This window comes from Flagellimonas flava, from assembly GCF_050617915.1.
Taxonomy (GTDB): domain Bacteria; phylum Bacteroidota; class Bacteroidia; order Flavobacteriales; family Flavobacteriaceae; genus Flagellimonas; species Flagellimonas flava_A.
Genome location: NZ_JBODQE010000002.1, coordinates 161798 through 176241, shown reverse-complemented (window position 1 = coordinate 176241; position 14444 = coordinate 161798). Strand labels below are relative to the sequence as shown.

The 14444-nt window shown below is 40.7% G+C and carries 11 protein-coding genes; 8 read left to right on the top strand and 3 right to left on the bottom strand.

The window, feature by feature from the left end:
• Window positions 1-94: 94 nt before the first annotated feature.
• Complete coding sequence (locus ACRHOZ_RS06605; RefSeq protein ID WP_431123701.1) at window positions 95-1408, bottom strand: T9SS type A sorting domain-containing protein; 1314 nt, start codon at window positions 1406-1408, stop codon at window positions 95-97.
• 13 nt (window positions 1409-1421) lie between these two features.
• Here ACRHOZ_RS06605 and ACRHOZ_RS06600 point away from each other — a divergent pair, with 13 nt between their 5' ends.
• Window positions 1422-1631 carry a hypothetical protein gene (locus tag ACRHOZ_RS06600; RefSeq protein WP_431123699.1) on the top strand — a complete coding sequence of 70 codons (210 nt, stop codon included), beginning with the start codon at window positions 1422-1424 and terminating at the stop codon, window positions 1629-1631.
• 442 nt (window positions 1632-2073) lie between these two features.
• Here the strand turns inward: ACRHOZ_RS06600 and uvrA are convergent, their stop codons facing one another.
• Window positions 2074-4851 carry an excinuclease ABC subunit UvrA gene (gene uvrA, locus ACRHOZ_RS06595; protein ID WP_431123696.1) on the bottom strand — a complete coding sequence of 926 codons (2778 nt, stop codon included), beginning with the start codon at window positions 4849-4851 and terminating at the stop codon, window positions 2074-2076.
• Between the two features lie 249 nt (window positions 4852-5100).
• On the opposite strand from uvrA, the gene ACRHOZ_RS06590 reads away from it, so the two are divergent.
• On the top strand, window positions 5101-5682 hold the full coding sequence (locus tag ACRHOZ_RS06590) for an RNA polymerase sigma factor (protein WP_138832656.1): 582 nt from the start codon (window positions 5101-5103) through the stop codon (window positions 5680-5682).
• A 72-nt stretch (window positions 5683-5754) separates the two neighbouring features.
• Window positions 5755-5898, top strand: coding sequence for a hypothetical protein (locus tag ACRHOZ_RS06585; RefSeq protein ID WP_431123694.1), 144 nt, complete (start codon window positions 5755-5757; stop codon window positions 5896-5898).
• A 32-nt stretch (window positions 5899-5930) separates the two neighbouring features.
• Here ACRHOZ_RS06585 and ACRHOZ_RS06580 read toward each other — a convergent pair whose 3' ends face one another.
• The gene (locus ACRHOZ_RS06580; RefSeq protein ID WP_431123692.1) at window positions 5931-6593 is read right to left on the bottom strand and encodes an endonuclease III domain-containing protein; all 663 of its coding nucleotides are present in this window, start codon (window positions 6591-6593) and stop codon (window positions 5931-5933) included.
• Window positions 6594-6648: 55 nt separating this feature from the next.
• Between ACRHOZ_RS06580 and bcp the strand changes: the two genes are divergently transcribed.
• The 5 genes from bcp to ACRHOZ_RS06555 all read left to right on the top strand — a co-directional run bounded on the left by bcp (window position 6649) and on the right by ACRHOZ_RS06555 (window position 14396).
• A complete protein-coding gene (gene bcp, locus ACRHOZ_RS06575) occupies window positions 6649-7101 on the top strand; it encodes a thioredoxin-dependent thiol peroxidase (protein ID WP_431123690.1) in 453 nt (150 codons plus the stop codon).
• A 143-nt stretch (window positions 7102-7244) separates the two neighbouring features.
• Window positions 7245-7817 carry an RNA polymerase sigma-70 factor gene (locus ACRHOZ_RS06570; protein ID WP_431123688.1) on the top strand — a complete coding sequence of 191 codons (573 nt, stop codon included), beginning with the start codon at window positions 7245-7247 and terminating at the stop codon, window positions 7815-7817.
• A gap of 70 nt (window positions 7818-7887) precedes the next feature.
• Entirely contained in the window at window positions 7888-8826 is a 939-nt protein-coding gene (locus ACRHOZ_RS06565; protein ID WP_431123687.1) for a FecR family protein, read from the top strand.
• A 99-nt stretch (window positions 8827-8925) separates the two neighbouring features.
• A complete protein-coding gene (locus ACRHOZ_RS06560; RefSeq protein WP_431123684.1) occupies window positions 8926-12507 on the top strand; it encodes a TonB-dependent receptor in 3582 nt (1193 codons plus the stop codon).
• 20 nt (window positions 12508-12527) lie between these two features.
• Complete coding sequence (locus tag ACRHOZ_RS06555; protein ID WP_431123682.1) at window positions 12528-14396, top strand: RagB/SusD family nutrient uptake outer membrane protein; 1869 nt, start codon at window positions 12528-12530, stop codon at window positions 14394-14396.
• The last annotated feature ends 48 nt before the right edge of the window (window positions 14397-14444 follow it).

Here is a 14444-nt window from a genome sequence, read left to right as displayed (position 1 = left end):
GTTTTCACCCTTCCGAGTTTTCCAATGCTGGAAAACCCACCTTCCAAGCTCCTTCGCAATCGCTCAGGATTGCAGGAAGGAGCTGTTAAAGGTGCTATCTTATGACCAGTTTTTTAATGGTGCCATAGATGGAGTCTTTGTGGTAAATGATCATAACATACATTCCAGCAGCAACGTCGCTTACATCATACCCTGATTCATTGGGTCTAAAGGATTTGATCAGATTACCTGATAGGTCGTAGATTTCAACTTTATCAAATGCTATTTCTGAATCTATCAGAACAATGTCTTCTGCAGGGTTGGGGTGGACAGAGACTCGAACAGGTTCTTCTTCTTCTTCTTCTTCCTCTCGGATGTCGTCATCGGAATCCTCTTCTTCTTCGGCCTTTTGGTCTGGGCAGAATGGGGGGTGATCTACTGCTGGGTTATTAGAAAGGTGGAATTCTGGAAAACTTGGAATTGGGATGTTGTTTTCATCATACTGTATTATGGGAGGTTCGTAGCTGCAAAGGTTTAAATATTCTAGTAGCGGGTTTGCATGGATAATGAATGAAATGCCTACTTCGACAAGATTTCTTAAGTCAATTGTTTTGAGCGAATCATTGGAGGATATGTGTAGGTCGATACCAACCGATTTTAGCTTTTGGAGTTTAAGTTCTTTAAGATTCACATTGTTATGTATATGAATAACCGTTTCTATAGCCACCAGATTTGAAGTTTCGATAGATTCCAATTTTGGGTTGTTATAAAGGTTTAAATCTCCCGCTGTTTCTAAAAGGGGTGCATTGATCTTACTTAATAGCTCATTGCTGGAAAATTCAAATCCCCCTCCATGTTCTTCGTTGGTACCGCAATGTCCAATATTAGTAAGTGAGGGAAGGTCAATTTCCACCAACGACGGATTTAAAAGGAATGAAATCCTTTCGCACACTGTTTTTAATTTAGGTGTCTCAACATGTTTCAATTTTGGATTATCCGTAAATGCAAAGAGAGCTCCTATATAATACAATTCAGGAAGTTTAACATCTGATAGAAGAGGGTTTTCTGACATTACAACATAGTCACCTGTCATTGCCAGTTTCGGAAAAATTGGCTCAATCAAATCTTCATTATTATAAATTGCCAGTTCACCTTCAATTTTTTCCAAATTCGGGAACTCTATACTTACCAAATTTGATGTGTAGCAAAAATTGAGGTTTGTTATAGACTTGAGATTGGGAAATATCAATTTTGTTGGGGCAGCATATTTTTTATCGCAATAAAAGAGGTTTCCGTCATTATTTATCTCCAGCTCATTATCAGTTATTTCGATAACTATTGTATCAATTGAATTGGTAAGTTTGGTTGAGGTTGAACCGTATGTAAGGTTAAAAACCAAGATTAAAATCAAAAAAGTAATTTTTTTCATAAGCATATTTCAAGTGATTCATCAATGGATTTGGGATATTTTAATCCGCAACCTAAAAGTAGAATGGGCTATGCTTGAAATTGGGGCTAAATTGATGGATGGCCCTTTTGAATTGACGGATGGGGTTATTTTAGCAATGGATTTGATTGAGAGAAGGATGCTGGAGGCTAGGAGTTGGATGTCAGATGTCAGTGAACAGTTATCAGTGAACAGTTATCAGTGATCAATGCTAAATGCTAAATTCTAAATGCTAAATGGAATTGGATTCAAAATTCAAAATTGATAATTCAAAATCCAGATGTCTTGGGTCTTGAGTACTGCTTCTTTCGTAAGTTAACGGTCGACAGTTATCAGTTAACAGGAAGCAATTAACAATGAACAATTAGCAATGGTCAATGTTCAATTTTAGGTTGGGAGTAGGATGGTGGAAGCTAGATGCTGGATGTCAGATGTCAGTTATCAGTTATCAGTGAACAGTTATCAGTTATCAGTGAACAGTTATCAGTAATCAGTAATCAGTAATCAGTAATCAGTAATCAGTAATCAATGTTAAATGGTGAATTCGAAATGTTGAATGAAATCGAATTAAGAATTCAAAATTGAAAATTCAAAATCAGGATGTCTTGAATTTGCGCTTGAGCTTGAACTTGAGTTTTATACTTGAATCAAACCTTTTCCCTTAAATATTTCGCGGTAACAGACTCTTTGTTTTGTGCCAATTCCTCTGGAGTGCCTTCTGCAACAAGGTTACCCCCATTTTCACCACCTTCTGGGCCAAGGTCAATGATATAATCAGCACATTTGATCAATTCAATGTTATGTTCTATCACCAGAACAGAATGGCCTTTACGAATGAGTTCATCAAAAGACTTCAACAACTTTTTAATGTCGTGGAAATGGAGTCCCGTTGTAGGTTCATCAAAGATGAACAAGGCTTTTTCCTTTGTATTCCCCTTCACTAGAAAGGATGCCAGTTTAATACGCTGTGCCTCGCCCCCTGATAGGGTAGAAGAAGACTGCCCCAAAGTCACATAGCCCAATCCCACATCCTGCAATGGCTGTAGTTTGCCTACAATTTTATCTTGATTGAAGGCCTTAAAATGGTCAATGGCCTCATCAATGGTAAGACTAAGAATATCATGAATGCTCTTTCCTTCAAACTGGACTTCCAGAATCTCTTTTTTGAATCGTTTGCCACCGCACACATCGCATTCCAAATGCACATCGGCCATGAATTGCATTTCTACAGTAATCTCACCTTCGCCCTTGCATTTTTCGCATCGACCGCCATCCACATTAAAAGAAAAATGCTTGGCCTGATAGCCTCGCAGCTTGCTCAGCTTTTGGGAGGCGAATAGACTTCGGATATCATCATAAGCCTTTATATAGGTCACCGGATTGGATCTTGAAGAACGCCCAATGGGGTTTTGGTCCACAAACTCCACATGTTTGATATGTGAATATTTCCCCTCAATTTTGGTAAACTGCCCAGCTTTTTCACCATAGCCACCTACCTCCTTCAATATAGAAGGGTATAGGATTTTCTTTACCAAGGTACTCTTTCCGCTTCCAGAAACGCCAGTGACCACCGTGAGCATATTTAAAGGAAAGGTAACATCTATGTTTTTTAGGTTGTTTTCCCTTGCTCCAACAATTTGGATGTAATTTTTGGAATTCCTGCGGTCAGCTGGCACTTCAATTTCTTTGGTGCCATTTAAATAATCAGCGGTGAGGGAATTGGCCTTAAGAATATGGTCCAAACTTCCGGTGGCCACCACTTCACCACCCAAGGTTCCCGCTTCGGGGCCAATATCGATAACCTCGTCGGCGGCCTTCATAATATCTTCATCATGTTCCACCACGATTACCGTATTCCCCAAATCCCGAAGGGATAGCAAGACTTCTATCAAATTTTCAGTGTCTTTGGGATGCAGGCCAATACTGGGCTCGTCCAAGATATACATGGAACCCACCAAACTACTGCCCAGGGAGGTTGCCAAATTGATGCGCTGACTTTCTCCACCGGACAAGCTATTGGACTTTCGATTTAAGGTGAGATAACTCAAGCCCACTTTACTTAAGAAATCCAGACGCGTAGTGATTTCTTTTAGTAAACGCTGGGCAATTTTATTGTCGTGCTTGGATATTTGCAGCTGTTCAAAAAAGGGAGCCAGCTTTTTAATGGGTTGTTCTATCAAATCTGAAATGGAATGCCCGCCAACTTTTACATAATCTGCCTCTTTCCGAAGTCTTTTGCCCTTACAAACAGAACATTTGGTCTTTCCTCGATATCTAGACAGCATTACCCTGTTCTGGATTTTATAGCTTTTCTCCTCCAGCATTTGGAAAAAACCATGGAGTCCGGTAAAATGCTCGTTCCCGTCCCACACCAGTTGTTTTTGTTCTTCGGAAAGTTCAAACCAAGGTTTGTGAATGGGGAAATCAAATTTGTATGCGGAATTGACCAATTGGTCTCTGTACCAAGACATACTTTCGCCACGCCAAGGAAAAACGGCATTTTCATAAACCGATAGAGCGGTGTTGGGAATCACTAAATCGGCATCAATACCAATAACGTCCCCATAGCCCTCACATTTGGGGCATGCACCATAGGGATTGTTGAAACTGAACAAATGCACGTTGGGTTCAAGGAATTTCATTCCATCCAGCTCAAATTGATTGCTGAACATCTTGGTTTCCCCACTTTCCAAGTTTTCTACGGCGCATTGTCCCTTACCTTCAAAATAGGCATTGTCCACTGCATTGGCCAAACGGTTGTAAAAATCCTCATCATCCTTAACAATGACCCGATCTACAACTAAATCAAATTCCCGGCCTATATCTTCTGGCACCTGGTCAATCCGAAGTACTTGTCCTTGATATTTGATACGGGCATAACCTTGTTTGGAAAAAAGCTCCAGGGATTTTAGCGGTTCCCTATCTTCCTTAATTATTATAGGGGCCAATAACAATAGCTTGGTTCCTTCTGCCAACGGCTTTATATAATCAATGACATCGGTTACCGTATTTTTCTTGACCTCTTTACCAGAAATGGGGGAAATGGTCTTGCCGATACGGGCAAACAACAGTTTTAGGTAGTCATAGATTTCGGTGGTGGTACCAACTGTGGATCTAGGGTTGGTGGAATTCACTTTTTGCTCAATGGCAATGGCAGGAGCTATACCTTTAATATAATCCACTTTCGGTTTGTCCAATTTGCCCAAAAATTGTCTGGCATAGGATGACAAGCTTTCCACATAGCGTCTTTGACCTTCAGCATATAGGGTATCAAAGGCCAAACTGGATTTCCCAGAACCCGAAAGTCCTGTGATGACCACCAGTTTGTTTCTGGGAATAACAACATCTATATTCTTAAGGTTGTGGAGTTTGGCACCTTTTATGATGATGTTTTTCTTGGGATCTATATGGTCAACCGCTGTCATATGTTAAAATTTGAGACCCAAAGATACGGTACAAGGTACTTAATACGTATATTGCATGAGTTAACATCGGAAAAAGCCCAAATCACAACATTGTTTTTTCGCGGGCATACTGTTTTTCTATATTTGGTATGTAATTAAAACGCTGATAGGCCTATACAGAAATAATTACTTTTTTAAAATTAAGCTAATAACTCTCAGCCCTTCTTAGGAAAAGGAAGGCTGGCGATTATAACCAAAAAAGTAATTTGTATGGAACTACAGATTGATGACTCGATATTAGTCAAGGATTACATTGCCGGAAACGAAAAGGCTCTTGAGACCTTAATCAACAGGCATAACCAAAGAATTTCCAGTTTTATTTATTCTAAAGTATTGGATAGGGATGTTGCAGAGGACATCTTCCAGGATACGTTCATTAAAGTAATCAAGACCCTTAAAAGAGGTTCCTATAGTGAGGAAGGTAAATTTTTGCCATGGGTTATGCGAATTGCCCATAACCTGATCATAGACCACTTTAGAAAGAACAAAAGGATGCCAAAGTTTGAAGGGAGCGATGATTTCAACATCTTTTCTGTCATCAAGGATGAGAAGCTCAATGCTGAAAAACAAATTATCAAGGATCAGATAGATAGTGATCTTACCCTTTTGATCGAGGAATTGCCTGAAGATCAGAAAGAGGTTTTGATGATGCGCATCTATAAGGATATGAGTTTTAAGGAAATCTCTGAAAACACTGGTGTAAGCATCAATACCGCCCTTGGTAGGATGCGATATGCACTGATCAACCTGAGAAAAATAGTGGAACGAAACAATATCGTTTTAACGAATTAATCTGCATTCCATCGAAGACGACAATATTTCAATTCTAGCGGCGTTATCTAATTGTAACATTAATGCTAGAATATGGAAAACGTTTACTCTGAAGAACAAGAAACCGTAAAATCGGTAAAAGCTAGACGAGAAACCATTGATTTCTTATTGAGCTATTCAAAATCAATTAAAGTAGTTGATTACAAAAAACACAAGTTTGAAGTTACTTTGAACTAAGTGATTGAAAGACAACGCAAAAAGAGCCGCAATTAGCGGCTCTTTTTGGTTTTATGGTATTCGTCCAGAACGGATTTTCTTCCTATTGTTTTGGTAATTATATCTTTTTCCAAGTCCCAACCCCGTGCAGGGGAGTACTCCCTTCCGTACCAAATGATCTGCAGATGCAACCGATTCCAGATTTCTTTAGGAAAAAGCCGTTTGGCATCCCGTTCCGTTTGCACCACATTTTTACCATTGCTAAACCCCCATCTGTACATTAATCTATGAATGTGGGTATCCACTGGAAACGCAGGAATCCCAAAGGCTTGGGAAACCACAACGCTTGCCGTTTTGTGTCCCACGGCAGGTAATTCCTCCAATAGGGCCATGTCCCGAGGTACCTTCCCATTGTACTTTTCAATCAGGATTTGGGACAATCCATGTATACCTTTGGATTTCATTGGAGAAAGCCCCACAGGTTTAATTATTTCCCTAATTTCATCCACAGACAATTTAACCATATCATAAGGATTGTCAGCCTTGGCAAACAACAATGGTGTAATTTGGTTGACTCTTACATCAGTACTTTGTGCGGACATCAGCACCGCTATAAGAAGGGTATATGGATCTTTGTGATCTAGCGGAATGGGAATAGTTGGATATAGCTCATCCAAGGTGCGGACGGCAAAATTGACTTTTTCTAGTTTAGTCATTTTTGTTTAACTTTGAATAAAATAAATTAAACAATTGATTTAAAGGTAAATACATATGAATACTTTAAAAGTAGGAGATAAAGTACCAGAATTTTCAGCAAAAGACCAAGATGGAAACACAATTAAATTGAGTGATTACAAAGGTAAAAAATTGGCCGTCTTTTTTTATCCCAGGGCCAATACACCAACCTGTACGGTAGAGGCCTGCAATTTGAGGGACTATTATGCCGAGCTTCAGGACAATGGTTATGAAATCTTGGGGGTTAGCGAGGATTCTGAAAAGAAACAAACCAATTTTAGAAACAAGTTTAATTTTCCCTATCCCTTACTTGCAGATACAGACCATGAGGTTATTGAAACCTTTGGAGTCTGGGGTCCAAAGAAGTTCATGGGTCGTGTTTTTGATGGCATACACCGCATCACCTTTGTCTTGGATGAAGATGGAATTATTACCAAGGTCATTGACAAAGTAAAGGCCAAAAATCATGCAGCACAGATTTTAGAGTAAGTTTTGGATTTTTAAGACAATTCTAAAATTTTGTGATTTCTTCAAAAAATAAGGCTATTCTTTTGATTATTTAAATAATTGGGGTAATATTACTATTGATTTCCAATTATTGTGGATTGGAATCGACTCAACTAACTCTAACAATGGCCTCTGAAAATTTGTTCATTCAGACTCCTGTAGCAGTCTCTCATGATAGTAATGAGAGTTTTGAGGTCATTCATGATTTATATTTCAACAAGCTTTTTTTAATCGCCCGAGGATACATTTCTTCCAAACAGGATGCAGAGGAAATTGTACAGGATGTTTTTGTGAAATTGTGGAAAAAGCAGGAAGAAAACCATAGCATAGACAACCTAACGGGCTACCTGTTTCGAATGACCCGCAATGCTTGCCTCGACTTTCTGAGAAGCAAAAAGAATGTGCTGGCCATAGAGACCAATCTTGAACAGCGTCAGAATCTTTTGAACTTCCATGCACTTTCCAACGAAAGCGCTTCGTCCATAATTGAGGATGAATTGCACAAGCAAGTTGATAAAGCCATTGACCAGCTCCCAAAAAAATGCAGACAAGTCTTTGTCAAAAGCAGAAAAGAAGGCCTGAAACACAAAGAAATTGCCAAAGACCTCAACATTTCCACTAAAACAGTTGAGAACCATATCTCCAAGGCAATCAGGCTTTTAAAGACCCAATTAAGGGAACATTTCACTTTCGAATAAAAAAAATTGAACCTCAAGTAGGGGATAGGTGGTCTTTTATACGTCATTAATATAAAAGGCACACGCTGCAATGAGGAATAAGCACATTTACGATCTTATTGAAGAACGACTTGGTTTTCACAAAAAGAAGCAAGTAATAGAATGGCTACTTAAAAACAAGAGAGCTCAAAAAAAATACCATCAGGCCAAGGCAGAACAAGTCGCTCTGTCCTTACGGGAAGACACTGGGGAAGTTAAACCGGTTCATCCAAGAAAAACTAGGGCACTGCTGAAGTATGCTGCCGTACTTGTTTTACTTTTTGGTCTTACATTCTATATTAACTACTCTGCCAAGGGCACAGCCGTGGAAACCGAAAACGCCATGGTAATGATTGCCACTTCCATTGGTGAAAAAGAAGAAGTTGTGCTGTCTGATGGAACGAAGGTAATAGTAAATGCCAATAGCGTTTTATCCTATCCTGCAAATTTTACTGGAAACACCAGAGAGGTGATGCTAAAAGGAGAAGCCTTTTTTGAAGTAACTGAAAACAAGGAAAAACCATTTATTGTCAATACCAATGAAGGTATGGATATCAAGGTTCTGGGAACTGTTTTCAACGTAAAGTCCTATCCGGAAGATAAAAAAGTAGAGACCACCCTGGTAAGTGGGAAGGTTCAGGTTGTGGAACGAAAGGATAATAAAACAGTGTTGCTCTACCCTTCGCAACGGGCAACCTATAACAAATCTGATGACCGTTTGATTATTGACAAGGTTCAAACCGAACCTCTTATTTCTTGGAAGGATGGCAAATTGATTTATGACGAGGCCCCTCTAAAGGATGTGATCAAGGATTTGGAGCGGGAGTATGATGTAACCTTTTTGGTCAATTCCGAAGAATTGCTTGAATATAAATTTAAAGGGGTGTTTGATAATCTCAGTATAGATCAGGTGTTGAGCTTGTTTGAACTATCATCACCCATAAAGTGTACCCTAAAACAAAACTATGTAGTACTGGAAAAACAAAAATAAAACCGAAAGAATAAAAACAAAAAGAGGGCGTCTCGCAAACACCCCCTTTGACTAATTACCCAATTGTAGCTAATTAAGTAACTAAAACCATTCAAAATTATGAAAAAAAAGAGACTTTTTTTTTCGTCAATCCCCTTTATTCGGATTATGAAGATTTACTTTCTGTTGGTATGTTTTAGTATGGTAAAAGTCTTGGCATCAGACCTTTACGCTCAAAACATTACCTTGAACATGAAAAATGCCAAACTCAAAACGATTCTTAAAGAAATTGAGAAAAAGAGCGATTACAGCTTTTTTTACAACAGTAGCATCGTCAACGTTGATAAAAAACGGTCGTTAAGTGTTAGCAATACCGTTATTGATGACGCGTTGAGTGTGCTGTTTCTGGAAACTGAGATTGATTACAGTTATGTAAGAAACCAAATCATCCTTTTTCCCAAAAACCAGCCGGAGATCAAAGAAAAAATCGAGAACCTTTTACGTGAGAACGAGCAAAAGGTTAGCGCAAGTATCAGCCCGGAAAAAATTAATGAGGTCTTGATTGACCACCTTCAGAACACCATTACGGGAACCGTTGTGGATGCGGCTACAAACATAGCCGTCCCAGGAGCTTCGGTTGTTGTAAAGAACACCAACAATGGTACAGCCACCGATTTTGATGGCCTGTTTACCTTGGAAGCCGCGCCAGATGCCGTTTTGATCGTGAGCTATTTGGGGTATAGAACCATGGAAGTGCCGGTTAATGGCCAGACCAACCTTACAATCCAGATGCAAGAAGATGCTTCGCAGTTGGATGAAGTGGTGGTTGTGGGATATGGTACACAAAAGAAGGCCACAGTAACGGGAGCCGTTACAGCAGTAAAGGGTGCTGTATTGGAATCCTCCCCGGCCATTAGTGTTTCCAACTCGCTTGCAGGTCGTTTGCCTGGGGTGGTAATCATCCAAACCAGCGGTGAGCCAGGTAACGATGAATCAAACATCACCATTAGGGGTACAAATACTTTGGGTAACAATCAGCCATTGGTGGTTATTGATGGAATTCCAGATAGAGATGGTGGAATTGGACGTTTAAACCCCAATGATATTGAGAACATTTCCGTACTAAAAGATGCTTCTGCAGCTATTTATGGTGCAAGAGCGGCAAATGGTGCAATTATCGTAACTACCAAGCAAGGACAGCAAGGTAAGCCTACGATTACCTATACGGCCGATTTTGGCTTGAGCCAGCCCACTTTCGTACCTGAAATGGCAAATGCTGTGGAGTATGCGGATATAAGAAATGAATTGCCTATTTACAACTTACCTGCCAGTGAGTGGTCTGCAGCGTCCCAAGCTATCCGTACCAACGGAAGCTATACGCCAATAGATCCGGGAACAGGGGTTGTTAACGCAGTCTTCAGTCCTGCGGATGTGCAAGGTTATCTGAACCAGTCAGACCCTTATCTCTACCCAGATAGTGATTGGTTTGATGCAACTTTTAAGGATTGGACAAGCCAGAGCAGACATAACCTATCCATTTCTGGAGGTTCGGAAAAGATGAAATATTTCTCTTCTTTAGGGTATTCCGATCAAGACGGTATCTACGAAAATTCAAGTACCAGATACCAACAGTATAACTTTAGATTGAACACCACAGCAACCATTAACGACTATGTTACCGCAAAGATGAGCATGGGATATAGAAAAGAGGATAGATCTCTTCCCACTGAAAGCTCTGATGCAATTTTTAGAATGTTGATGCGTGGTAAGCCAACAGATGTGGCCGTATGGCCTGGAGGTTTACCTGGTCCGGATATTGAAAATGGACAGCAACCAGTGGTAATCGCCACCAACGAAACAGGATATGATAGGGAGAAAAGGGATTATCTCCAATTCACTGGATCTGTAGATATTACCAACCCATGGATCGATGGTTTAAAATTGACCTTGTTGGCCGGTGTTGACCAAAGATTTGACCAGCGAAAATTATGGGAGACGCCATGGGATCTTTACTTTTTGGATAGGGATACCTATGTAAATACGGGCGAGGTAATTCTTAATGGAGCTCAACGTTCCTCATTCACGGATCCCAGATTGCAACAATGGTCCAGGAACCAATTGAATGTGAACCTTACCGCGCTTTTAAATTATGAGAAATCCTTTGGAGATCACACTATTGGCGCTTTGGCCGGTGTAACCAGGGAGACCATCAATATTGAAGAGCTGTTTGGTAGTCGATTAAATTTCCTTTCTGATGCCATTGACCAACTTACCGTAGGTGGTGAAGATGGACAGGTTGCAGATGGTGTAGCCTTCAACAGAAATAGATTAGGTTATTACGGAAGGGTACAATACAATTTTAAGGAAAAATACTTGGCGGAATTTATCTGGAGATATGATGGTTCCTACATTTTTCCTGAAAACGATAGATTTGGATTCTTCCCTGGATTCTTGGTAGGTTGGAATATTTCCAATGAGGAATTCTTCAATGTGGATTTCATCAACAACCTGAAAATCAGGGCTTCTTATGGGCAAATGGGTAATGACCAAGTTGCTTTTGATGACGATGGCGATGGTCAAATTTCCAATGATGAGCTTAGGGAATATGCATACCTTTCCATATATGACTTTAACAGATATCCGATTAACGGAGCTGTTCAGACCACCATACTGGAGCCGCTATTGGCCAACAACAACTTTACTTGGGAGCGCGCCAACAACTTCAATATTGGTTTGGATGGTAGGCTCATGGACAACAAGATAGCCTTTGTATTGGAGTATTTCTTGAACAAAAGGGATCAAATCCTGATTCAGCAAACCGGTTCCACACCTGGTTCCTCTGGTATTGCCGATAGATTACCACCTGTTAATGCGGGTGAAGTGACCAACAAAGGATTTGAATTTGCAGTAAACTATTTTGGTGGAGACCCTGACGGATTTAGTTGGGATGCCGGAATTAATGGTGGGGTTGCGAAGAACACGGTGGATTTTATGGATGAAGTTCCAGGGGCACCTTCCTATCAAAGAATGGAAGGAAAGCCAATTAGAAGCCACTTTGTGTTCCAATCTGATGGAGCATTTTTGGATGAGGCCGATATAGCCGCCAATACCTTGGACTACAGTGGGGTTACTTCCCAGCTTAGACCTGGTGACATGAAATTTAAGGATATCAATAATGATGGCGTTATTGATGGGGACGATCAAGTTCGTTTGGACGAAAATGATACCCCAACCTTTAACTTTGGTGCAACTTTTAATGCACAGTATAAGAATTTTGATCTTTCAGTGTTGTTACAGGGAGCAACAGGAGCTTCCCTGCGTATTTTCACTGAATCCGGTGACATAGGTAACTATTTAAAGCATAGCTATGACAACCGATGGAGTATAGACAATCCTAGCAGTGTACATCCAAGATTGGCCAGCAGGGGAGATACCTATTATACAGGTGGAGCCTTTGGTCAAAACTCTTATTTGTTATTCAGCAAGGATTACCTTAGAATTAAGAACGTAAGCGTGGGATACAATTTTCCTACGGACGTTATTGCACCTTTTGGGCTATCCGCCGCAAGGGTGTACTTGAGTGGTCTGAACTTGGCAACCTTTGCCGAAAACAAGATTTTCGACCCCGAATCCAATGCTGGAAACGGAAGGGCTTATCCACAATCTAGGGTAATCAACGCAGGATTTAGTTTAACTTTTTAATAAAATTGGTTATGAAAATTATGAAAAAATGGGTTGCATTTGTTTTGATGGCCTCGGCGCTGTTTATTTCGTGCAACGATGACTTTTTGAACACACAGCCCAAGGATAGTGTGTCTTCGGATGCAACTTGGGGAGATGGCGCTTTATCACAAGCTTTTGTTTTTGGAATTTATTCTGCACTGGGTAACGCAGGCTTTGAAGAGGAAGGACTTTCCGCCTTGACAGATGAAGCTATGTTTACCCACTCAGGTAGGGGTATAGATGTATTAATGGAGGGAACCTCCACACCTTCTAACCTGGGTAACACAAGGGTTCTTCCAACATGGGAGGAATTGTACGGCGCTATTCGTAACGCAAATATTGCCTTGCAGGAATTACCTGAGGCAACTTTTGATGATGCAGACCTCAAGGAAAGATTAATGGGTGAAAGCCATTTCCTTAGAGCATATTACTACCATCAATTATTAAGACACTTTGGTGGTGTACCACTTATAGATAGACCATATGAACTTGGTGAGGATTTTAGCATAGCCCGTAATACCTATGCTGAAACTGTAGATTTTATTATCAGCGATTTGGATGCTGCAGCCGGAATGTTGACTGGGAAGGAAATCACAAAAGGTAGGGCAAGTCAATTGGCTGCTTTGGCCTTAAAGGCCCGTGTACTGTTATATGCGGCTAGTGATCTGCACCATGGCCCAACAGCTTCCGGGAATTCCGGAACCCTAAGTTCATTTTCCAATCTAGCGTTGGTAGCCTATACGGGCGGTGATCAAGCTTCTCGTTGGCAAGCGGCCAAAACTGCGGCAAAAGCTGTTTTGGATATGTCATCAGGATATAAATTGGATTTAAATGCACCAGTATCTGCCGAAGAAGGTGAGGCCAACTATGTTTCCCTTTCCATGGGAGGTGGAAGTAGCGTGGGCGATGCCGCCGCGGCTGTAGAATTGATTTGGGAGCGAACCCATACAGGTTTGTATACCGAAGAAAATGATTGGCCACTGGGTGGAATCAATGTTGGGGTAAACAACGGGCCTAACGGTTATCACAACTGGGCAGGAAATACCCCAATTCAACAATTGGTGGATGACTACGAAATGATGGATGGTTCCCAGTTTGATTGGAACAATCCAACTCATGCAGCAGACCCATTTGCCAATAGGGACCCGCGTTTCTACGCAACGGTACTTTACGATGGAGCCGATTGGAAACCTCGCCCATCTGACGTTGTAAGTATAGATCCAGTAGATCAAATCCAGACAGGTTCCTATGATGATGGCTCTGGAGGAACAATTCCTGGTGTGGATACCAGACAGTCCCCAATTGAGGATTGGAATGGAAGTAGAACCGGATATTATGTAAGAAAGTTCATTGATCCAGATCCAGGATTGGTAGATAACCGATCCAATGCACAGGTAGTGCCATGGCCGTTCATAAGGTACACGGAAGTTGCCCTGAATTACGTGGAGGCCTGTATTGAAACTGGAGACGAAGCTGAAGCAATTACTTGGCTGAACCGAATCCGATACAGAGTTGGAATGCCTGCCATTGCTGATACAGGAGATGCTCTCAGAGACCGCTATAGAAATGAAAGACGGATTGAGTTGGCCTATGAGGAGCACAGATATTTTGATGCAAGACGCTGGATGATTCCTGCAGAGACCATTGGTAGGGGAATCAAGGTAATGCAGACATCGGCAACCCTCAAAGGTGGTCAAACAGCACACATACCGTACAGACATGACAAGGATGTATACGATTATCTATACGTACCCATTGATAATACAGACAATGAAACCCGTATTTGGGATGACAAAATGTATTACAGGGTAATCAGTAGGGATGAAATCAATCGTAACGAATTGTTGGAACAAAACCCCGGATACTAATTTGAATATTAAGTTTAGGTTTATTAGTTAATTTCGTTTGAGTTAGTG